This window comes from Paenibacillus sp. Y412MC10, assembly GCF_000024685.1.
Taxonomy (GTDB): domain Bacteria; phylum Bacillota; class Bacilli; order Paenibacillales; family Paenibacillaceae; genus Paenibacillus_AQ; species Paenibacillus_AQ lautus_A.
Genome location: NC_013406.1, coordinates 5328673 through 5350809, shown reverse-complemented (window position 1 = coordinate 5350809; position 22137 = coordinate 5328673). Strand labels below are relative to the sequence as shown.

The 22137-nt window shown below is 52.8% G+C and carries 19 protein-coding genes and 1 pseudogene; 11 read left to right on the top strand and 9 right to left on the bottom strand.

The features are described from left to right. The first annotated feature begins 197 nt into the window (after positions 1-197). From GYMC10_RS23370 to GYMC10_RS23360, 3 genes are all read left to right on the top strand, one after another. On the top strand, positions 198-2264 hold the full coding sequence (locus tag GYMC10_RS23370; protein ID WP_015736806.1) for a HelD family protein: 2067 nt from the start codon (positions 198-200) through the stop codon (positions 2262-2264). A 262-nt stretch (positions 2265-2526) separates the two neighbouring features. Then, positions 2527-4302 (top strand): ABC transporter ATP-binding protein, encoded by a 1776-nt coding sequence (locus GYMC10_RS23365; protein WP_015736805.1) that lies wholly within the window; start codon positions 2527-2529, stop codon positions 4300-4302. Continuing rightward, positions 4286-6139 (top strand): ABC transporter ATP-binding protein, encoded by a 1854-nt coding sequence (locus tag GYMC10_RS23360; RefSeq protein ID WP_015736804.1) that lies wholly within the window; start codon positions 4286-4288, stop codon positions 6137-6139. The genes GYMC10_RS23365 and GYMC10_RS23360 overlap by 17 nt, the downstream gene beginning before the upstream one ends. A gap of 78 nt (positions 6140-6217) precedes the next feature. On the opposite strand, the gene GYMC10_RS23355 is transcribed toward GYMC10_RS23360, so the two are convergent. After that, positions 6218-7087, bottom strand: a complete 870-nt coding sequence (locus GYMC10_RS23355) for a LysR family transcriptional regulator (RefSeq protein ID WP_015736803.1) — start codon at positions 7085-7087, stop codon at positions 6218-6220. A 142-nt stretch (positions 7088-7229) separates the two neighbouring features. Between GYMC10_RS23355 and GYMC10_RS23350 the strand changes: the two genes are divergently transcribed. Together GYMC10_RS23350 and GYMC10_RS23345 are read left to right on the top strand one after the other, a co-directional pair. Beyond that, on the top strand, positions 7230-7886 hold the full coding sequence (locus GYMC10_RS23350; protein ID WP_049788818.1) for an ankyrin repeat domain-containing protein: 657 nt from the start codon (positions 7230-7232) through the stop codon (positions 7884-7886). 49 nt (positions 7887-7935) lie between these two features. Beyond that, entirely contained in the window at positions 7936-9162 is a 1227-nt protein-coding gene (locus GYMC10_RS23345) for an amidohydrolase (protein ID WP_015736801.1), read from the top strand. An 81-nt stretch (positions 9163-9243) separates the two neighbouring features. On the opposite strand, the gene GYMC10_RS23340 is transcribed toward GYMC10_RS23345, so the two are convergent. Continuing rightward, positions 9244-9930 carry a G1 family glutamic endopeptidase gene (locus GYMC10_RS23340; RefSeq protein ID WP_015736800.1) on the bottom strand — a complete coding sequence of 229 codons (687 nt, stop codon included), beginning with the start codon at positions 9928-9930 and terminating at the stop codon, positions 9244-9246. A gap of 124 nt (positions 9931-10054) precedes the next feature. Continuing rightward, positions 10055-10540 carry a DUF1772 domain-containing protein gene (locus GYMC10_RS23335; RefSeq protein ID WP_015736799.1) on the bottom strand — a complete coding sequence of 162 codons (486 nt, stop codon included), beginning with the start codon at positions 10538-10540 and terminating at the stop codon, positions 10055-10057. Between the two features lie 281 nt (positions 10541-10821). On the opposite strand from GYMC10_RS23335, the gene GYMC10_RS23330 reads away from it, so the two are divergent. The 5 genes and pseudogenes from GYMC10_RS23330 to GYMC10_RS23310 all read left to right on the top strand — a co-directional run bounded on the left by GYMC10_RS23330 (position 10822) and on the right by GYMC10_RS23310 (position 15663). Further along, positions 10822-12222, top strand: a complete 1401-nt coding sequence (locus tag GYMC10_RS23330) for an ABC transporter substrate-binding protein (protein ID WP_015736798.1) — start codon at positions 10822-10824, stop codon at positions 12220-12222. Positions 12223-12319: 97 nt separating this feature from the next. Continuing rightward, positions 12320-13210, top strand: coding sequence for a carbohydrate ABC transporter permease (locus GYMC10_RS23325; RefSeq protein ID WP_009591023.1), 891 nt, complete (start codon positions 12320-12322; stop codon positions 13208-13210). 16 nt (positions 13211-13226) lie between these two features. Beyond that, positions 13227-14060: a carbohydrate ABC transporter permease gene (locus GYMC10_RS23320; RefSeq protein ID WP_009591022.1), complete on the top strand. Its 834-nt coding sequence runs from the start codon at positions 13227-13229 to the stop codon at positions 14058-14060. 308 nt (positions 14061-14368) lie between these two features. Further along, a pseudogene (locus GYMC10_RS23315) lies at positions 14369-14733 on the top strand (VOC family protein). Positions 14734-14880: 147 nt separating this feature from the next. Next, positions 14881-15663, top strand: a complete 783-nt coding sequence (locus GYMC10_RS23310; protein WP_015736797.1) for a TetR/AcrR family transcriptional regulator — start codon at positions 14881-14883, stop codon at positions 15661-15663. 298 nt (positions 15664-15961) lie between these two features. Here GYMC10_RS23310 and GYMC10_RS23305 read toward each other — a convergent pair whose 3' ends face one another. From GYMC10_RS23305 to GYMC10_RS23295, 3 genes are all read right to left on the bottom strand, one after another. Next, positions 15962-16753, bottom strand: a complete 792-nt coding sequence (locus GYMC10_RS23305) for an ABC transporter permease (protein WP_015736796.1) — start codon at positions 16751-16753, stop codon at positions 15962-15964. Further along, positions 16750-17634, bottom strand: a complete 885-nt coding sequence (locus GYMC10_RS23300) for an ATP-binding cassette domain-containing protein (RefSeq protein WP_015736795.1) — start codon at positions 17632-17634, stop codon at positions 16750-16752. The genes GYMC10_RS23305 and GYMC10_RS23300 overlap by 4 nt, the downstream gene beginning before the upstream one ends. Positions 17635-17861: 227 nt before the next feature. After that, complete coding sequence (locus tag GYMC10_RS23295; protein ID WP_015736794.1) at positions 17862-19211, bottom strand: alpha-L-fucosidase; 1350 nt, start codon at positions 19209-19211, stop codon at positions 17862-17864. Between the two features lie 119 nt (positions 19212-19330). Here GYMC10_RS23295 and GYMC10_RS23290 point away from each other — a divergent pair, with 119 nt between their 5' ends. After that, entirely contained in the window at positions 19331-20158 is an 828-nt protein-coding gene (locus GYMC10_RS23290) for an AraC family transcriptional regulator (protein ID WP_015736793.1), read from the top strand. A gap of 65 nt (positions 20159-20223) precedes the next feature. Here GYMC10_RS23290 and GYMC10_RS23285 read toward each other — a convergent pair whose 3' ends face one another. The 3 genes from GYMC10_RS23285 to GYMC10_RS23275 form a co-directional block, all read right to left on the bottom strand. Then, positions 20224-20526: a putative quinol monooxygenase gene (locus GYMC10_RS23285; RefSeq protein WP_009591286.1), complete on the bottom strand. Its 303-nt coding sequence runs from the start codon at positions 20524-20526 to the stop codon at positions 20224-20226. Positions 20527-20531: 5 nt separating this feature from the next. Then, positions 20532-21524 (bottom strand): helix-turn-helix transcriptional regulator, encoded by a 993-nt coding sequence (locus GYMC10_RS23280; RefSeq protein WP_015736791.1) that lies wholly within the window; start codon positions 21522-21524, stop codon positions 20532-20534. Positions 21525-21587: 63 nt separating this feature from the next. Then, on the bottom strand, positions 21588-22085 hold the full coding sequence (locus GYMC10_RS23275) for a DinB family protein (protein ID WP_015736790.1): 498 nt from the start codon (positions 22083-22085) through the stop codon (positions 21588-21590). Positions 22086-22137: the final 52 nt, after the last annotated feature.

Below are 22137 nucleotides of genomic sequence, written 5' to 3'. Positions count from 1 at the left end.
CACAAAAAAACCAGGCCTGCATGAGCATGCAGCCTGGTTTTTATCTATGGTACGTCATTTGCAGTCTATGTCCATCGTATCGCTATTTTTGGACCCACGATAAATACACAATACTACAACGGAAAGTATAAGTCTATATTTTTTTCGGGAAACCCCTATACTTAGAGCTATTCTTTAGCGAAGAGGGGGAAATCGGAGTGCTGAATCCAAACGAAAACGCAGAGCAGGAATATCTTGCATTGGTATTAAAGAAGCTTCAACGGGCATCGGAGGAATTAGAGGGGAAGGTGTCCGATTCGTATAAGGATATCATTGAAGCCAAGAAATACCTGTGGGTCAACATGGCCCAATTGGATGCGGCGGAGCGTGCGGCCAACCGGGTTGATATTTCTTTGTCGATCGATACCGGAGAGAAACAGGCGGCCAGGCTGCAGAGGATGCGCAAGCTGCTTGCCTCGCCTTATTTTGGGAGGGTGGATTTTCGTACGAATGAACCGAAGGAAGAAGAAGGCGCCTACTATATCGGCACCCATTCGTTCACGAACCCGGAGAGTCAGGAGCATCTCATCTATGATTGGCGCTCGCCGGTTGCCAGCCTGTTTTATGATTACAATGCCGGCCCTGCGTCGTATGAAGCGCCCATGGGGAGGCTGCAGGGCGAAATTACCGTCAAAAGGCAGTATAAAATCAAAGACGGCCAAATGGAATATATGATCGAGAGCTCCATGAACATCAATGACGACGTGCTGCAGAAGGAGCTCAGCAGCAACTCGGACGAGAAGATGAAGAATATCGTGGCTACCATCCAGCAGGAGCAAAATGCCATCATCCGAAACGAAACCGCGCATGAGCTGATCATTCAGGGAGCGGCAGGCTCGGGCAAAACCTCGGTGGCCCTGCACAGGGTGGCCTTTCTCCTGTATCGCCATAAGGAAACCTTGACTTCCAGCAACGTGCTAATCATATCCCCGCATAAAGTGTTCTCGGATTATATATCGAGCGTGCTGCCGGAGCTTGGCGAAGAGAAAATCATGGAGGTCACGATGGAGGAGCTTGCTGCCAAAGAGTTGGGAGGATTATGCCAGTTCCAGACCTTCTCCGAACAGGTGGACGAAATCGTACACGCCCATGACGAGCAGGCCATCGAACGGATCCGGTACAAGGCCGGTTTGGATTTTGTGCATGAGCTGGATGCTTATCTGGAATATGGTGATCGGCAATTTTTCCAGCCAATGGATATTCAGATGCAGGGGGTGCTCATACCGGCCTCGGAGGTCATGGATAAATACCTGGGCACCATGAGTTTGCCGGTCAGGCAGCGATTGGAGAAGACCGCCTCGGTCCTGTCGGGGCAGGCCCGTACGGAGGACGGCGAGAGGCTGACTTCGGCGGAAGCCAATAAAGTCAAAGCCGCGATCCGAAAAATGTTCAAATATCAAAATGCGTTAAGCCTGTACAAGGCATTCTTCTCATATCGGAACATACCGGATCTGTTCATCATGAAGGGGAGGAGAACGATCGAATACGCTGACGTTTTTCCGATGATTTATCTCAAGATGCATCTGGAGGGGAGTGCCTCCTACGATATGGTAAAGCATCTGCTGGTCGATGAAATGCAGGATTATACTCCGATTCAGTATGCCGTCATCTCCAAATGGTTTGCTTGCAAAAAGACGATTCTCGGCGACGGCAACCAATCGGTCAACGTGTATACTTCAACCTCGCTGCCCGATATCCAGCGCGTGTTTCCTCAAGCCGATACGATCGAGCTGGTAAAAAGCTATCGTTCCACGCTGGAAATCATGAAGCTTGCAAAGCGGATCCATCCGCGCAGCACCATGATACCCGTGGAGCGGCATGGTGAAGAACCGCTGCTGATCCGGCGTCATGATGCGGCGCAGGAGCTGGCGTTCATTCAAGAACACACCCGAAACTTTCCGAATTCCGGGATGCAGACGATGGGGATCATATGCAAAACGTCATCGCAAGCCCGGCAGGTGTACGAGTCGGTCAAAGGGTTAACGGACAATGTGAACCTGCTCGATTTTAGCAGCGACCGCTTTCAGGAGGGAATCACGATCACCTTCGCCCATATGGCCAAAGGGCTGGAATTCGACCAGGTTATCGTTCCTTTTGCGGGCGCCGCAAACTATCGTACCGAGATGGATCGAAGTTTGCTCTACATTGCCTGTACCCGGGCGATGCATAAGCTGCTGCTGACCTATTCCGGCGAGCCCGCGGCGTGGTTGGCCGGCCCGGCGTAAACCGGATCAGGGCAGTGCCATACGTAAGAATATCGTTATCCAGAGCCGCGGCCCATGAGCGCGGCTTTTTCTTTAGTTTATTGGACTCAAATGACCTTGATTGACGTTATGTCTAAATTTAAATAAAACATCAGGCGGTTTAGGAAGGAGGACTCCTTTATATCTAGAAACTATTAATATGGGAGCATCACAGCAAACGTATGGAAGGAGGAACGTAACGGACTGAATAATCCAATAACAGGACAGGAAGTGATATGGGACATTGGACTCTCATCGAATACTTGGAGACTTTTTCAGGAAGACGTGGCCATTTTACGTATTGTCGATTTGCTGTCACTTGGTAGCCAATATCATCCACGTGAATTTCCCGAGGGTACTGGGCAATTTCACGGATGAATTGAAAGATGGTTTATTGTCGGTCGGCGGCGTTGTGCAGTACAGCTGGACGCTGCTGGGTATCGGCGTCGGTTTTGCCGTCATCGGCGGGATCGGCCAGTTTCTGGTCATGTACACGGGACGTTATTTCGAATTTATGAACCGGCGCCGCCTGTTTGTCCATTTTACGGGGCTCAGCGAGCGGTTTTATTCCAAGAACGGCGTCGGCAAGCTGCTAAGTTATTTCATGAACGACGTGACGACGGTAAGGGAAGCGATCTCGATGGGGATCAATCAGACGGCAAACGCCTCCATCCTTCTGGTCTCCACGATCGTCATGCTGCTAATAACGAACGTACCGCTGTATCTGGTGGCTGCGAGCATCGCTCCCTTGCTGCTGATTCCGGTAATTGTCGTTTGGCTTGGGCCGATTATCAGGAGAAGATCGCTGCAGGTTCAGGAAGCGCTGGGTTTGATGGCGGAATCCGCAGAGGAGCAGTTTGGCGGGATCCGTGTCACCAAGAAGTTCGCGGTGGAAGACACGATGAAACGGCGCTTTGGGACGACGGTGGACCGCATCCGGGACAAGCAGCTGCGGCTGGTTCGCGTGTCATCGCTCTTTCAATCGATCATTCCGTTTCTGGGCGCCGCCTCACTCATTATCGCCCTCTTATTCGGCGGTTACCTGACGATTCTGGGCCGCATTACGGTCGGAAACTTTGTCGCATTGACGCTTTACATCCGTATGCTGATGAATCCGCTGCAGCAGATTGGCAATGTCATTAATGTCGTTCAGCGCGCAAGGGCTTCGCTTGACCGATTGAACGACCTGCTTGGCAAGCAGGCCGACATTAAGGAACTGCCTGGTGCCAAGGAGCTGAATCAGGAGATTCCAGGCATCGAAGTGCGTGATTTATCCTTCTCCTATGATGATGTGAATGGTCAAGAGGAGGGGAACAGACAGGTTCTGCGCGGCATTCAATTGGATGTTTCGCCTGGATCGACGCTGGGCATCATTGGCCGAACGGGAAGCGGCAAGACTACGCTGATGAAGCTGCTGCTGCGTACCTACGACCCGCCTCCGGGGAAAGTGCTGATCGGGGGCGTGGATATTCGGAAGCTTACATTAAAAAGCCTGCGCGAAGGGATTGCCTATGTTCCTCAAGACGGCTTCCTGTTCAGCTCGACGATCCGCGAGAATATTGCCTTCTATAAACGGGACACGGATCCGGCTGTCGTTGAGGAAGCGGCACGAAAAGCACGGGTGTATGACAACATCGCGGAGTTTCCGGACAAGTTCGAAACCCGCCTTGGGGAGCGAGGCATTACGCTGTCCGGAGGACAGCGGCAGCGGACAAGCCTTGCACGGGGGATGATTAAGGATGCACCTATCCTCATTCTGGATGATAGCGTAAGCGCCGTCGATGCGGTGACGGAGACCGAAATTATGGAGACGATTCGCGATATCCGCGCTGGGAAGACCACGATCATTATTGCCCACCGGATCAGTGCATTGAAACATGCCGATGAGATCATCGTCCTGGATCAGGGAGAGATCGTTCAGCGGGGTACGCATGAAGAACTGCTGTCGAAGGACGGACTGTACCGAACGCTGCATGACATTCAGGAAGAGGGGATGAAGTTTCATGGCACAGGCCATTAACAATTGGCAGCTGGACCAGAAGGCGGATCTGAATGCCCCTCAGTCCAAGCCCAAGTATATATCCACGTTCCGGGCTTTGTCGGGTTATATGAAGGAACACCGGCTGACCTTTGCTGGGTTTATCGGCTGCACCTTGGTTGCCATATCGGCAGAGCTGCTGCAGCCGTACCTGATGAAAATCGCAATCGACGATAATCTGATGGTCGGCAAGAACGATTACAAGAGCCTGATGATCATCTGCGGCATCTATTTTTCATTATCGCTGCTCAGTATGGTGTTCACCTATTTGCAAAATAATTTGCTGCAAAAGGCGGGGCAGAGCATTGTAGCGAGCATTCGCAAACGGCTGTTTGCCCATATATCCAAGCTGTCGATGTCTTATTTCGATAAAGTGCCGAGCGGCAGCTTGATTACGCACGTATCCAGTGATACCGAAGCGATCAACCAGTTTTTTAACCAGGTGCTGCTCAGCCTGTTCCGCGACGGATTCACTTTGATCTTCATTCTGGTCTTAATGTTCCAGCTGGATGTCACGCTGACCTTATACTGCTTGATCCTGCTGCCGATCATTGCGGGGATCGCCATTGCGTTTCGGCGTTATATGCGCCATACCTATCAGATGGCCAGAACAAGGTTATCCCGGCTGGTGGCCTTTGTGGCGGAGAATCTCTCGGGGATGAATCTGATTCAAGTTTTCCATCAGCAGAAGGAGCAGGAGAAGCAGTTCGAGGAACGGAACGACTCTTATTTCAAAGCCAACATCCGGGAGATCCGGACGAACGTGCTGTTTAACCGCTCCTACGAAATTTTGAACAACTTGGCGATTGCATTCGTGACGTGGCTCGGTGGACAAGCCGTCCTGGGGACGACGCTGGAGTTCGGCGTGCTGTATGCCTTTATAACGTATATCCGTTTATTCTTCCAGCCGATCAACACGATCACCCAGCAGTGGAATACGCTGCAATCGGCAACGGTGGCGATTAACCGGATATGGGGCCTCCTGGCGATTCAGCCTGAGGTTACCGATCAACGCAAGCCGGTGACTATTGAGAAAGCAAAAGTTGAGGGACGCGTTGACTTTGACCGGATCACGTTCGGTTACGAAGGCGGGGCGCCGGTCATTCAGGACCTGGATCTCCATATCAAACCCGGAGAGATGATCGGGATCGTCGGAACCACCGGAGCGGGAAAAAGCTCACTCATCAGTCTCCTATGCCGTTTCTATGATGTGAACGAAGGAAGCATTCGGATTGATGGAATCGACATTAGGGAGCTGGCACAGTCTGACCTGCACCGGATGGTAGGCCTTGTTCAGCAGGAGCCGTATCTCTACTCCGGCACGGTACTGGACAATGTACGGTTGTTCGATGAGACCATCTCAAGGGAACGGGTGATCGAGGCTTGCCGCTTTATCGGTGCGGATTCGATCATCATGAGGATGAAGGAAGGCTATGATACCCGGTTGTCGGAGCGGGGCAGCGGCTTGTCCGCCGGCGAGCGGCAGCTGATCTCCTTCGCGCGAATCATCGTGTTCCAGCCCAAAATTCTCATTCTGGACGAAGCGACCGCCAACCTGGATTCGCACACGGAGCAGCTCATCCAGAATGCGCTGCAGCTCGTTGCCGAGGGGCGGACGACCCTTGTCATTGCCCACCGCTTATCCACCATCATGGGGGCGGACCGAATCTTGGTCATGAGCAGAGGCCGAATCGTGGAGCAAGGGACCCATGAGGAACTGCTGGATTCCCATGGGTATTACGAAGAGCTGTATCTTCACTCCCAAGGACAGAAGCAGGAGCGGGAGGGTGTCGCAGGCTCGTTGTATCGCACGAAATAAACGGCACCCGATTGGAGGACGGAGCTTCATTAGCTCTGTCCTCTTTTTGCTGCTGGACATCCGATGAGGTTCGCAAATCTATAAGGTGCTAGCCAACAGGTCAATGAAGTTCAGCGCCGTTCTGGAGACATGGTGATCCTTCAGCCAGATTAAGGCGGTGGAGGCCGCAGCCGGGGTATCCTTGATTTTGAAGGCATGCACCGCTGCGGGCAGCTGCTGTTTGATCAGGGTCTCGGGAACGATCGCCACGCCGAACCCCGAAGAGACCAAGCGCAGCAGCAGCGAAATGTCGGAGCATTCGGCTACGATGTTCGGCTGCAGCTTCTGCTCCGAGAAAGCCATCTGGATCGTATAATACACGCCCAGCCCTTCCGTGCTTGGCAGAATAAGCGGATGCTGCGCGATATGGTAGAGGGTCGTCTCCTGTTCGATGGATGGCTCCGAGGTGAGCATGTAAAAAGGCTCCGTCTGCAGATGAAGGATCGAGAAATCGTCCAACTCAAGCGGCAGGCGAACGATCGCTACTTCGAGCGACCGGTTTCGCACGAGCTCACAGAGCTGATACGACTCGTTTTGCTGAATTTTATACGAGACTTGGGGATATCTTGCCCTGAACTCATGGAGCCATGACGGCAGCTCTACCGAAGACAGGGTATTGATGCCAAGGCTCAGCGTTCCTTTATCTCCGTTCCCGACCTCTTTCACTTCAGCTTTAGCCTCTTCCATGAGCTGGGTCATTTGGAGCGCGTATTTGTAGAGCGCTTTCCCCGATTCGGTGATTTCCAGCCGCTTCCCTCTTCGATATACCAAGACCGATCCGAGTTCTTCCTCCATGGCTTTCAGCTGCTGACTGAGCGGCGGCTGGGATATATGAAGCCGGTTGGCGGCGAGCGAGATGGTGCCTTCCTCCACGATGGCAATAAAATAGCGGAGCTGCCTGATATCCATATGCTTATGCAAACCTCCTTGTATATGAAAAACCTTCATAATTTCAATTTTTTAAGTATTTTTCATATGGTTCTGTCTCATGGTAGCATACCCATATATACGATAGAAAGAGGGGGAGTATCGGGTGCTGCGAATAACAGCTATGCTATTGATCCTTTTCCTGTCGGCCTGTCAACCAAATTCGGAGAAACACGAGGTGAAGAAGAATATGGATCGTCAACTCATTGAATCCGCCGAGCAAGGGAATACGGAGCAAGTACGACAGCTTCTTCAATCCGGCGCTAACATCGATGCGACGGATGAACAGGGAAGAACGGCGGTGATGGCGGCAACCTACCGCAATCATGTCGATACGGTAGACGCCTTGATTCAGGCTGGCGCCGATATCAATATTCGGGATCACCAACTGAATAATGTGTTTTTGTATGCCGGTGCTGAAGGAATGCTGGACATCCTGAGGCTGGCCATTGATGCCGATGCGGATGTGACGCTCACGAACCGTTTTGGCGGTACGGCTCTTATACCGGCCTCCGACCGCGGTCATGTGGAGATTGTGCAGGAGCTGCTGACCCGGACCAGCGTCGATGTGAACCATATTAATAATTTGAACTGGACCGCGCTGCTGGAGGCTGTCATTCTCGGTGACGGCAGCGAGAACTATCAGCGTATCGTGAAGCTGCTGCTGGATCATGGGGCAGACCCTGAGCTTCCGGACGGGAACGGCGTAACTCCCCTGCAGCACGCCCAGGAGCGGGGATATCAAGAAATCGAACGCATCTTAATGGGGGCTGCGAACTAAGGGATATCGAAAAGAGGGCAGATATAAGCGAGAAGGGGATGATGGTTATATGAACGAACACAGCAAGGCATACTGGCTGCTGCATGTCCGACTGGAAACGGGTTACCGCTACGAGGATGACGTCGTGACCGGAACCGAAACGGGACTTTTTCATGTGAAGATAGAGAATGGGGCTTTTTCTGAGATTCGTCCCGCGGAGGCTTTGCCGGATTCGCTGCTGCCGACATGGGATATGAAGGGGAATCTGATGCTGCCCTCTTTTAGAGATATGCATATCCACCTGGACAAAACCTATTATGGAGGACCATGGAAGGCACCGCTTCGTCCGGCTCACGGAATCTTCAGCCGGATCGAGGAGGAAGAGAGGCTGCTTCCCGAGCTTCTTCCCACCGCCAAGGAGCGAGCGGAGGGACTGCTGGATCTGCTGCTGCGTTACGGTTCTACCCATGTCCGCTCCCACTGCAATGTGGATCCCGTCGTCGGTCTGAAAAATTTGGAAGCCACCTTGCAGGCAGTTGAAGGATATAAGGAAAAAGCTTTTGTGGAGATCGTTGCTTTTCCTCAGCACGGCTTGCTTCGCAGCCAGTCCGTGTCCCTGGTCAGGGAAGCGCTCCGGAACGGAGCCGCGCTGGTAGGCGGGCTGGATCCCACGACGGTGGACGAGGATATGGAGAAATCGCTGAACACCGTGATGGAGCTGGCGGTGGAAGCCAACGCCGGCATTGACCTGCACCTGCATGAGTCGTCCCAGATCGGACTGAATGCCTTTAAACGGGTGGCTGATCTTACGGAAGAGGCGGGGTGGAACGGAAGAGTCACGCTCAGCCATGCCCTCGCTTTCGCGGACGTCTCACCAAGCGAGGTGGATGAAGTGGCGATTCGGTTAGCGGACTTGGGTATTTCCATCACCTCCTCCGTACCGCTTGGCCGAACCATCCCGATCCCGCAGCTGCATCGCCGCGGCGTAAACATTTCGCTTGGGCAAGACAGCATTATGGACCATTGGTCCCCGTTCGGCAAAGGGGATAATCTGGACAAGGCGGGCACGCTGGCCGAACGCTTCCATATGAGCGATGAGCGTTCGCTCGGACAGGCTCTCGGGTTTATTACGGGAGGCGTGACGCCGCTAGACCAGGACGGCCGCTATGCGTGGCCAAACGTCGGGGATACGGCGGATGCGGTGATTGTGGAAGCCAGCTGCTCCGCAGAAGCCGTTGCCAGGCGGTCCCGCCGCCATGCCGTGCTGTATAAGGGAAAACCGGTTTACGGTATATGATAAAGGGGCAGCCGCTGCATGCCGGACTTTTCCGGCGTGCAGCGGCTGTTGCTGGTTGATGGGCATTAAGGCTCCAGGCTCTTATTGATGAACGCCTTTGACAACGAAACCGTCTCCCGCCCGGTTCGGATTGGAAGGAATGGAGGTAACGGTTGAATTCTGAAGCATAATGCCCCCATCTTCCGCCGTGAGTTTGGAGCGTTTCCCATTGACGCGGCAGCAGGAGAAGACAACGGGGGACAATCGTGCCATCGTGGCAAGCTCCCCATTGATTTGCGGCGCTTCGACGATCCATTCCGCCGAGGTCTGCGGACCGCCGTACCGCTGCAATGTTCGAAAGGTCCAGTTCCGGGATACGTTGCGAAGGCAGATCAACCAGTTTGACCCGCTGCACTTGATGATGCTGGCATGCATGCGGTCACCCGGCTGAATGGGCAGCGGAATGATCGTAACCGAGGCGGGGAGAATCTCCCACCAAGCATAATAATAAGCCTTGCCGTCTATCCAATCATGACCCGTTCCGGTCTGTATCAATTTGCTGTTGCTGAATCCGTCAATGCCGATCCAGGCCGAGGAGTAGGACGCCCCGCGGCTTGGCCGAACAAACGGCACGTTCCATTTGGCGGAGACCCGTTTGAAAGCTCCTTTTTTTCCAGTGATAGAGTATCCGCTCCAATTGCTTGATATCCATCCGATGTTGCGACGCGGCTTGGCTGAAGTGTCAAGTTGGCATGTGTGATTCCACTGACCTGTCGTGGAAATCCCCATAATCTCCACCGCCTTTACTAGATTGATAGTATATCTAATGAAGAATCGGTAGAGTTGGTATGGGTTATGTGTTAGAAAGTTTGAACAGGCAGCCCTTAAATCTAGTTTTCAGGGTAATCCAGTCTTAAGGGATATGCCGTAAGGCAAAAACAAACAGGATCATGGCCCCTATGGAGGTGACCGTCCGTACATGGTTCCAGGCCGTCCATTTACTTAGGTAGGCATTCCAGACCTCGCTTCCTGTACTGCTCGCAGGATCAACGGCAGCCAGCGCGTCATTGAGCGGGACATTGAATGCCATCGTCACGATGAATCCCGTTAGATACAGCAGACCGGCGGCCAGCATGTAGACGGATCCCGGTTCTCCCCAGCGGAGAATGGATAGGACCGCAAGAACGATACTGGTTAGGGCAGTACCTGTAAACAGTGCGCCGAACGTGGGGTTGAGTATGGTTGCATTGATGGACTGCATGGCGTTAATCCCCTGTTCGTTCGGAATCCGGGATAAAGCGGTCATCATGAAGGAGGAGAAGGCGAAGAACAGGCCGGCTATGAGGCCCGAGCCTGTCACTGAAAATAGAGCCAGCAAAAAAATCAAGCGATCACTCATGGGTAGGTTACCTCCAGTTTTATCTGTTGTTCTGACGTTTGGATCCATGTAAATTCACCAATAATTGTTTGTACATACAAATATATTGGCGTTTTCGGCAAAAGTAAAGACCTAAAATTGAAGGAATGAAGATATAGAGGGATCTGTATACTTGTTTTTACTATATATGGTAATTAGCATATCTACGCTATTTACTAAATAGAGTTGAATATACGCTCTCGTAAGCGTATCCAAAATTTGGATCATATAATCAATGTGTTCAGCCAAAAGGAGGGATCCGTATGAAGTCAGGCAAGAGGGGGATTTGGCTAGTAACGACGGCTTTATTAAGCGTTTCTTTGTTGTTCGGTTGTGCCGGGGGCAAGGAAACGCCGGCCGATACCGGCAATCCGGAGCCGGGAAAGGACGGAGAGATAGCCAAGAAAATCATTACCGTTACGTTTCGGGATGACGGAATCGGCGAGAACGGAGCGTTCTATAAATGGCTCAAGGAAGTGTCGGCCAGTTACCCTGACAAAAGCGTAGAGATTAAGCCGACACCGATTCAGGCATCGGAAGGCGATTATTTTGCCAAGGTGGCTCTGGCACTAAAATCCAAAGATACGGCGCCCGATATCGTGACGGAAGATACCTTCATCTTGAACTCGGATGCCAGCGCGGGCTATCTGGAGCCGCTCGACGATAAATTGGCGGGATGGGAAGACTGGGGCAACGGCTCCTTCATCGAGGCGATGAAGAAGGGCGTCACTGCCAGCGATGGCAAGGTATACGGCGTGCCGTATAACACGGATTCCAGGGGCCTTTGGTATAACAAGGATATTTTCAAACAAGCGGGTCTTCCGGAGGATTGGCAGCCTAAGAATTGGGAGGAGGTCTTAAACGCTGCGCGAACGATCAAGGAGAAGGCGCCCGACGTTGTACCGATCTGGATGAACATGGGCAAGGCTACAGGCGAAGCAACCTCCATGCAAACCTACGAGATGCTGCTCTACGGAACGGGCGAAAGGCTGTATGACGATGCCAGCGGCAAATGGATTACGAAAAGCCAGGGCATTCTGGACGCGCTGACTTTTGTGGAAACGGTCAACAAAGAGAAGCTGGGACCGCCGCTCTCCAAAGTATTGAACGGCCAGGCCGGCAACACGGCTTCCCGCGAATACCTGCCGCAGGGCAAGCTGGCGATTTCGCTGGATGGCTCCTGGATCACGGGCAACTATATGGAAACCGGCGCGGCGCCATGGCCTGAATATAAGGACGTGCTCGGCTTTGCGCCGATGCCGACCAGCCAAGGACAGGAGCCCGGCTCGATCACGCTGGCCGGAGGCTGGGCGCTGTCGATTCCAAGCAATTCCAAGAATAAAGACGAGGCATGGGAATTTATCAAGTATGCGCTAGGCAAGGAAAATACCCAGAAGCTCGTCATGTCCTCCGGCAATATTACGGTGCGTGCCGATGTTGCCAAGGATCCGGAATATACGAAAATGCCGTTTAACGAAATCGCGACCGAATACCTGCAGAACGCAGAGTTTAGACCGGCACAGGAAAAGTATCCGGAAGTGTCGACGCAGATCCAGACGATGGTGGAATCCGTAGCAACGGGAACGTCGCCTGCGGATGCCATGAATAAATATGCGCAGGACGTTACCCGCATTGTTGGAGCGGATCATATCGTGGAGAAATAACCTGCTATAAGCAAACCGGCTTGCTCAAGCGCTCCTGTCATCGCGGAGACTTGGGCAAGCGGTTTTTCAGATCATCCGTATGGAAGGAGAACCACACATGAGCAGTCTGTCCGTGGACGTTTACCCGAAACGAAGAAAAACGTATACCTGGCTCTTTTTTTTGCTGCCTTCAATCGCGATTATGCTCGTGTTTTTTATATATCCCATCCTGTTAACGTTCTTCTATTCCTTCACCAATCTGGCGTTGACCGGGGAAGCGGCGAGGGAACTCAAGTTTATCGGCCTTGACAACTATACCCGGATGTTCCAGGACCCCACGGTTCGGATCAGTATCTGGAACACGCTGGTATTTCTTATCGGTTCGGCGGTGATCGGGCAGCAGGTGCTGGGATTTCTGATTGCGCTGCTGATGAAGCAGAGGAACAAGACGTTTCGGCGCGTGATTGGAACGATTGTGCTTGCGGGCTGGGTAACGCCCGAGATCGTGTGCGCCCTTTGTCTGTACAGCTTCTTCGGGGATGAAGGCACGCTGAATGCGATTATCACATTTTTCGGATTTTCGGAAGTGACCTGGCTGTTTACCGTCCCGATGCTGACGATCATTCTTGCGAATATTTGGCACGGCACGGCCTTCTCGATGCTGGTATTTCAAGCCGCGCTGGATGACGTGCCGAACGAAATCGAGGAAGCGGCGGTAGTGGATGGAGCCTCCAAGTGGAAAATCTTCACGCGCATCATCATCCCTTACATCAAAAGCACCATTACCACGAACATGATGCTGGTTACTTTGCAGACGCTCGGGGTGTTCGGGCTCATCTATGCGATGACCGGTGGCGGTCCGGGCAACTCCACGACGACCCTGCCGATCTTTATGTACAACCAGGCGTTTGTGAACTATCAATTAGGCTATGGAACCGCTATTTCGCTGCTGCTGCTGTTGATCGGGATTGTGTTAAGCCTCCTGTATATCAGGTCGATGAAAGAGTAACCAGGGGTGAAATCATATGAATGCCAAACAACGTAAATTAGTCTATCGAATTCTGCCGTATGCGATTCTTGCGGGGATCGGCATTTGCTTCGTGCTGCCGCTGCTCTGGGTGCTTGTAGCTTCCGTCGATCCGAATGCAATGCAATCCCTGAAAGTGCCCAGCAAGATTACCGGCGCCAATTACGTAGAGGTGATTACAAGCAGCGAGAACCAGCGCGCTTATCTGATCGGCCTGGTGATGTCGCTTGGCCAAGCCGTATTGGTTGTCCTGCTGGCGCTGCTAGCGGCTTACCCGTTATCCCGTTATCAGATGAAATATAAGAAGCCCTTCATGCTGACCATTCTGTTCATGACCTCGCTGCCGATTACGGCCGTTATGGTCCCTGTCTATCAGTTGTTCCTGGGGTTAAAGCTGTATGACAACATTTTTGGCGTCATCTTGTTCTATGTAGCGTCGTCCATGCCGTACGGGATATGGATGATGAAGAATTTCATGGATTCCGTGCCGAGCGATCTGGAGGAAGCCGCATGGGTGGACGGGGCCTCGGTGTTTACGGGGATCCGCAAGGTGGTGGCGCCGCTGATGGTTCCGGGGATATGCACGGTGGCCATCTTTACATTCTCGGGCAGCTGGGGAAATTTCTTCGTTCCGTATATCTTGCTGCAATCGCCCGAGAAGTTCCCGGCATCCCTGAAGCTGTACCAGTTCTTCGGGCAGTACGGCATGGTCGACTACGGCAGCCTGGCGGCATTCTCGGTGCTGTACGCCATCCCGGCGATCATCATGTATATTCTATCCCAGCAGTTCATGTCCAAGGGCTTCGGGCTGCAGGGCGGAACGAAAGGATAGGCATGCGAATAAAAGGCAGGGCGGCTTGATGCCCGACATAAAAAAACGCCAGAAATGCCGTTTTTTTGTGTTTAACTGGCGAATCCCTTCCGTTTTGCTGTTCGTATCCGATCGCCGCGACTTGGCGGTGAGCCGATTCGGGCTGTGAATGAAATCATCATTAGGCCAACTGCATCAGGGAGCTAACGAATCAGCTGTTGAGTTCAATCTCAACAGCTTTTTATGATGGAAGGATTTGTTATACTTTAGATGTGCAGTTGCGTGAGAGCGCGTATAGCGTTAGATACCTTGAATCTTTAGCATGATGAATGGAGGAGGACAAGGCGGGAGTTAAACGAATCGTTGCGAATATCGATACGAAGGATGCCGCCGCAGCCAAAACGTTTTATCAAGATGTGTTGGGACTGGATAAAATCATGGATCACGGCTGGATCACCACTTATGGCTCGCAGGAGAAGATGAGCGTTCAGATCAGCTTTGCTTCTTAGGGGGGCGGCGGCACGCCGGTACCGGATTTGTCGATCGAAGTGGACGATATAGAGACCGTGCTGGAGGGCATGAGGCGGGGAGGCTTTCGCATTGAATACGGACCTGTTCATGAGCCTTGGGGAGTACGTGCTTTTTTGTCCGCGATCCGTTCGGCAAGCTGGTCCACATTTTGACGCATCTTTAGCATGATTGAGCACAGGGCGGCGAAGCCGGCAGCTCTCTGCAAAGACCCTGATTCGCCCTCTTTACCTATGGATGATGAGATATGTTATACTGTTTATAATATAAACAATTATTATCAGATGCAAGGATGCAGAAAGGAATCATGATCATGTCTAACGATGAGATGATAGATCCGGATATTGGATCCAAGCTGCCCAGAGGGGCGGCTCTCAGCTGGGGATTGGTTAAGCCGCCGCAGCGGGGACCGAAACGGGAGATGAGCCTTTCCCAGATTGTAGATACGGCCATCGACATCGCCGATAAAGAAGGGCTTTCAGCTGTCTCCATGAATCGAATTGCGTCCACTTTGGGTTTTACCGCCATGTCGCTGTACCGGTACATATCCAGCAAGGACGACCTTTTGGTGCTGATGCAGAACGCCGCGTGCGATATTCCCATTCCGGCGGAAGATTCTGCTGACTGGCGCGAGAATATGCGGGTCTACGTCAAATCGACGATGCAGGTATTCCGGGATCACCCCTGGTTCGGAGACATTCCGATTACGGGTATTCCCATTACGCCGAACAATCTGCGATTTATCGATTGGGGTCTGCGGTTCATGAAGGATCTTCCGCTGAATGATTATGAGCGGATGTCCTTGATTCTCTTGTTAAGCAATTATGCCAGAACGAGCGGCATGATGCAGCGGGATATGGACCGCGCCATACAGGCAGGCTCCACCCCGGAACAGTTTAGTGGACTTGATTATACGGAAGCGCTGAAACAGCTTATGAAGCCGGATCGGTTTCCGTTCCTGTACCCGGTTGTGATGTCGGGGGTCTATACGGAAGACAGCGAGGAAGTGAATCCGATAGGCAATGACATTGATTTCGGGTTAGAACGCATTTTGGATGGTATCGAGCAATATTTTCAAGCCAAGAAACAACAGTAACCACCGGAGAAGCCATGATGTCGGCCAAGTTACGGGGCTTGGTCGATCCAAAAAGTGCAGCAACAGCCGAGCAAAAAAAACGATCCTCATGAGGATCGTTTTTTTTTGCTGATTGAGTCGGACCAAGCCCGACTTGTTCAGCGCCCGGTTGGTTGGTATCGTTCCGGCCGGACTTTCATTAACGTTAGTTACGGGGGTACTGGTGGAATGACCGACTATGAGATAGGAAGGACACGGCAGCCTACTGGAAGCGGATGGAGTATCCTTCGTGCGCCCTTAGTAAAGCAACCACCCGTATTTAGCGTCGTCCGGCTTTCCTCTTAAACGTCCACATGCTCCATACCATCGAGCCGATCAGGATGAACAGGCACCATCCGATCGCCCAGCCGATCTGATCCTGGATGGAGCCTCCCGTCAGTAATCCGCGAATGGATTCGATGACCGGCGTAATCGGCTGGTTGCTTGCGATCCCTTGCAGCCAAGCCGGCATTGTCTCGGTGGGAACGAAAGCACTGGAGAGGTAAGGGAGAAAGAGCAGGATGAATCCATAACTGCTGGCCGCTGCCGGACTGCCTGCAACGAGACCGATAGCGGCGTAGAGCCAGGTAAAGGCAAAGATGAAGAGCGCGATCAAGCCGATGGCGAGTATCCAATCCATAAGCCCTGCTGATGGCCTGAATCCAACGAGCAGAGCCACTGCGATAACAACGCCTGTCGCAAGCATGTTCCGGGCAAGGCTGGCGACCACATGCCCCGTGATGACACTCAAGCTTTGAATGGGCATCGTGCGGAAGCGGTCAATGATGCCATTGGTCATATCCTGGGAGACGTCGACGGCCGTGCTGGACGATCCGAAGCCGGCGCATAGCAGGATGATCCCCGGAACCACGTAGTTAACATACTGTCCGCTGGGATCGAGGGCACCGCCAAATACATAGGTGAACAGCAGCATCAGCATGATCGGCAGCACCATTGCCGTTATCATCGCCTCCGCGTTGCGGATGCTGTGACGCAGGCTGCGGCCGATAAAGACAGACTGGGTAACTGCTAGGGACGTTGTTTTTGTTTTCGCAGCCGTTGCTCTTATCATACAACTCCCTCCATTTTCTTGTCGGTAAGCGACAGGAATACATCATCCATATTGGGTCTGTGAAGACTTACGCGCGTCTCATTCGGGAGCAAGCGTATGAACTCCTGAAGCGTATGTGCGACGTCGCCGATGCTGCCGCTTGTCGGAATCCTGTGGATCACTTCGTCACGTGCGTCGCGAAGCTCCAGCATTTCACCACCGACCCGGGTCTTCAGCTCGGCCGGACTACCTTCAGCTACGATTCGTCCCCCATCCAGAACCGCAATCCGGTCCGCGAGCTGGTCGGCTTCCTCCAAATACTGCGTGGTCAGCAGGATGGTGATGCCTTGGCTCTTCAATTGCAGGATGATATCCCACAGCGCACGGCGGCTGCGCGTATCAAGTCCTGTGGTCGGTTCATCGAGGAACAACACGGGCCGCGGTACGACAAGGCTGATCGCCAGATCAAGCCGTCTCTTCATCCCGCCGGAATACGTCTTCACGCGCTTGGCCGCCGCGGCCGCCAGATCGAAGTGCTCCAACAGCTCGGCGGTTCTCCGCCCGGCTTCCGCAGCGGATAGACCCGACAGCCTGCATATCATCCTGAGGTTTTCTTCGGCGGTCAGGACTTCGTCAACGGCAGCGAACTGGCCGGTCAGACTGATGGACTGCTGAACTTCCTGCTTGTGATCGCGGAGATCAAACCCGTTGATCCTCACGCTCCCGGCATCGGGCGTCACCAACGTGGACAGGATGTGAATCAAGGTTGTTTTGCCGGCCCCATTAGGACCGAGAAGAGCAAATACGTTTCCTTGCGGCACGCTCAGGTCGATCCCGTCCAGCACGGTCTGGTGCCCAAAGCTTTTGCGAAGCTGACGAATTTCAACAGCATAGTTAATCATGAGCCGAACATCTCCTTTAAAATAATTGTATATTATATAAACAGTTTAATTGATAATTAGTATATTGCATAAACAGTTATTGTGCAATACGATTTTTTTGCGTTTTGAAAACGGCATGATGATCTTGGGAGGACGAGGCGTCCGGACATAAAAAAGCCTGACGCGATGTAACAAAACATCGAGTCAGGCTCTTATAGGGATTAGTTCATGTATAAGCGATCTTATCGTTACGAACGATCCGATTCGTCATAAAGCTCCAGTTCAATGACGGTATTGCGTTTGTCGGGGAGCGGATAGGTGAAGTGTTCAGGACGCGCGAAGTTCACGAATGCGTCTTCGACGAATTCGGCCGCGCTCCATGGGCGGCTGAGGAACAATTCGTATCCGTCCGCGAGCAGCCGGGCCTTCTTCACCTTGTCGGCCATGCCGATGAGATTGATCGGTCCGATGGACTCCTCAAAGACGTGGGCATACAGTGTATTGCCTTTTTGGGTATAACGACCCCACTCCGGTTTCGGATAATCGGCCGCCGCGCAGCCATAGATGCTGTCTCCGTTCTTGCTCATCCAGTCGCCGATCTCCTCCAGCACGTCGAGGCTCTCCTTCGAGATGGAGCCTTTCGCGTCAGGACCGACGTTCAACAGCATGTTGCCGTTCTTGCTGACGCATTCCACCAGCTTGCGGATGATGGTGGTCGCCGATTTGTAATTGCGGTCAGCTGCGGCATAACCCCAGTTGTTGTTCAGCGTAATACAGGCTTCCCATGGAATCGGGGCACCTGTCTGGTCCACAACCCCGTGCGGCGGAATGATCTGTTCCGGCGACGCGAAGTCGCCGCTGTATACGGACGGATCGGTGGTATAGATGCTGCCGCCGCTCTCGCCGCTTCCCTCCAGCCGATTGTCGATAAGAATGTGCGGCTGAAGCTCGCGGATCATTTTCATCAGCTCGGTGGCGCGCCACACCTCGCCGCGCATGTTATCATAAGAGAAGTCAAACCACATGATATCGAGTTTGCCGTAGCCTGTGAGCAGCTCACGCACTTGTCCATGCATGTAATCCAGGTATCGGTCGAAGTTTTTCGGATCGCGCTTGAAGTCTTCGTTCGCCCGCATCGGATGAATCCGGTCTCCATAAGCCGGGTAGTCCTCATGATACCAGTCGATCAGCGAGAAATAGAGGCCGACTTTAAGGCCTTCTTCACGGAAAGCTTCCAGAAACTCCTGTACGAGATCCCGGCCGGCTTTGGTATTCGTTGACTTATATTCCGTCAGCTTGCTGTCGAACAAACAGAATCCGTCATGATGCTTGGCCGTCAGCACCGCATATTTCATGCCTGCTTTCTTGGCCGCTTTGGCCCACTCCCGAGGATTATAGTCAACGGGATCAAATTCATCGAAATAGGCCTGATAGTCCTCGATGCTCATTTGTTCCGTGCTTCGGAGCCATTCGCCTCGGGCCGGGATGGAGTAAAGCCCCCAGTGAATGAACATGCCGAAACGGTCGTTCTGGAACCATTGCACGCGCTGGTTTCGATCATGGATGACTTGATTGGTTGGAGTGGTAGTCGTTGTCATGGATTCAAACCTCCGATTCTTGGAATTGTCGAGTTTGATTTTAACAAGAATGTGTTAGTATGAATAGATAATTACTTAACTCCGACGGGTATTATAATAACTTTAGAGGATAATTGAAGATGAAGAATGAACGAAATGAACATGAAGCCATTCAGCAGATGCTCCTGAACATGCAGGTTCAGATCTGGGAGGCCGAAAGAACGCAGTGCTGGCCGGAATGGAAGGAATTCGACTACACCGTGTCGTACAACAAGCTCTATTTTATCCTGGATGGGGAAGGGTGGGTGAAGATCGGCGATGAGGAGCTGTATCCCGTACCGGGTCAATTGGTTCTGATGCCGGCACGGACCCGGCAATCCTACTCTGTCATCAGCGGCCGTCCCTATCTTAAATACTGGTCTCACTTCTCGGCGACCGTGGGCGATTCCGATGTGTTCTCCTGGCTGAACGTGCCCCATTGCTACGATTTGTCGGGAAACGCGGAGATGCCGGCATTATTCCAGCAGCTCGTCGATGCGCATCGTTCCGATACCCTCGCCGCGCGATTGAGGGAAAAGTCCGTGATGCTGGACATTCTCTCCCGCGTGTTCGAACACCAGCAGCCGCAGATTCATGCGGACAAAATGGAGGATATGGGCAGGCTCCACAAAGTGCAGCAGTACATCAAAAATCATCTGCATGAGGAAATTACGCTGGAGCAGATGGCGGGAACGCTGCATTTGCACCCGAATTATTTTATTAAGTATTTCAAACGGCATTTCGGAATCACGCCGCAAAAATATTTAAGCCTCAAACGGATGGAGCAGGCCAAACTCATGCTGAGGACGACGTCTCTAAGCATCAAGGAAATTGCGGATGCCACCGGCTTTGAATCGGCGAACTATTTCTCGAAAACGTTTCGGAAAGAGGTAGGCTACAGCCCCTCGGAATATCGTAACAATATATAGCAAAAAAGAGGCTGCTCCTGAATTTCGATTCGGGAACGGCCTCTTTTATTCCTAACCGGAATTACCTAAAACCCTTTGCCTCCAAGCGGCTTAAGCCTGAGCGGCTCTGCGCCGGCAATCAGCGCCCGCCCGCGCTGCAGCAGCTCGGACGTATCCGCTCCCTGCAAGGAAGCGGCATGCGCGTCTTGGCTGCTCCACAATTCCGTAACCCATACGGCATTCGGATCGCTGTCCGAGACGTTGACGATATAAAGCTCACAGTCTTCGTTATCGCGAAGCATCGCGGCTGCTTCAAGCAGGATCTCCGCAAGTTCATCCCGTTTGCCCGGATGGGCGATCAGTTTCCCGTACATTGCAAATTTCTCCATGGGTATCATCCTTCCTTTTTGGTCATGCCGATTAACATGCGTTCGTAATGGAGTGCTAGGCTTGTCGTGATCTCGGACAGTTTCAGGACGAGCGAAGCGGGCTCCAGAATGGTTAAAGCTTTGCCGTAGGGGAGAAGGAAGTAGGGCACATAGGACGTCAGCGAAGACGTGTCCAGCCCGAAACGAGCCTCGCCATCATGACGCGATACGAGGGTATGCCCAAACAACCAATGCTGGCTCAATTCATTCAGAACATGCTCGTGGGCTTGGATGACAACATCGACCAGGGGTTCCGTGCTGCGTGGATCCGGGAGAAGACTGCCAAGCAAGACATCCTTGGCAGAAAAATCAACGGGCCGCTCAAAGACCAGGTCTGTCGTCTCCAGACCGAGGATCCGGTCCACGCGAAAATTGCGAATCTCTTGGCGCAGACGGCAGTAGCCCGCAGCATACCATTGGCCTTTCCAATGGATAATGCCGTAGGGATCGAAGTCTCGGACGGTTCCGGCGCCTTCCCGGCCCTTCGAATACGTCATCTTCAGGGTTTGTCCCTGTGCCGCAGCATTCTCCAGCGTCTGCAGCAGCGGGCGAAGCCCGTCATGGACCGGAGGCTGCAAAACCGCGATGCCGCTGCTGTGCCGTTCGATCTGATGAAGCTGCTCCTCGTTCGTATAAAGCTTTAGCTTGCCGATCGCCCGCTCCAGCGCGTCCGTGAACGGATAGCCGGTTTCTTTGGCAAAAATCGAGGCATGCACCAAAGCCTTCTGCTCTTCCGCATCAAACATCAGCGGGGACTCGGCGAACGGTCCGAGAATCCGAAAGCCGCCGTTCGGCCCGGAATCGGCGATGATGGGCGCGCCGCTGGCGCATAACGAATCGATGCAGCGGTACACCGTTCGAACATGGATTTCCAGCTCATCGGCGATTTGCTGCGCGGTCATCTTTTTGCCCGAGCGAAGCATCCACAGGATCGACAGCATATTATCCGCTTTGGACATCAAAACGCGCTCCTTCCTTAGGGACGATCCCGACCGTTTACTTTTAAGTAGATTGTATCTTTTTTATACGAGCGGGTCCATGCCCTTGTCGATCCAGGAATCGTAGGTCGGACCGTAGAGCTCGGGAATCCGCAGGCCGGCTTGTCTCATCAGCACCGTCATTTGTCCGCGGTGATGCGCTTGATGAACCAGGGTAAAATGCAGGAATGCCGCATTGGTCCAAGGCTCTCCGTCGAATTCACGGGTAGCGCGAAGATCCTCCTCGCTCCACTGCGACTGAACCGCATCCAGAAGGGCATGCCGGATCCGGCGGTAGCTGTCGGTAATTTCGGCAGCCGAATCGGGAATTTTTTGCTCGCGGGACGGGCCCTCAAATTGCAAACCGAGCATGGTCATGTATTGAATCGACATGACCAAATGCCACGCCAGCTGACCGAGCGTGCGATGCTGCTCCGTCATGGCGGTTTTAAGCGAATCGTCGGTTAAAGCGTTCATGACTTGTTCCGTAATATGCGCCTCTTTTAACCATTCTGTCGTAAAATCCGCTTTGCTCATGTTCATGTGTTAACCCTCGCTTTGGTTTAGGATGTGTGCTGCAAATCGAGTATATTAC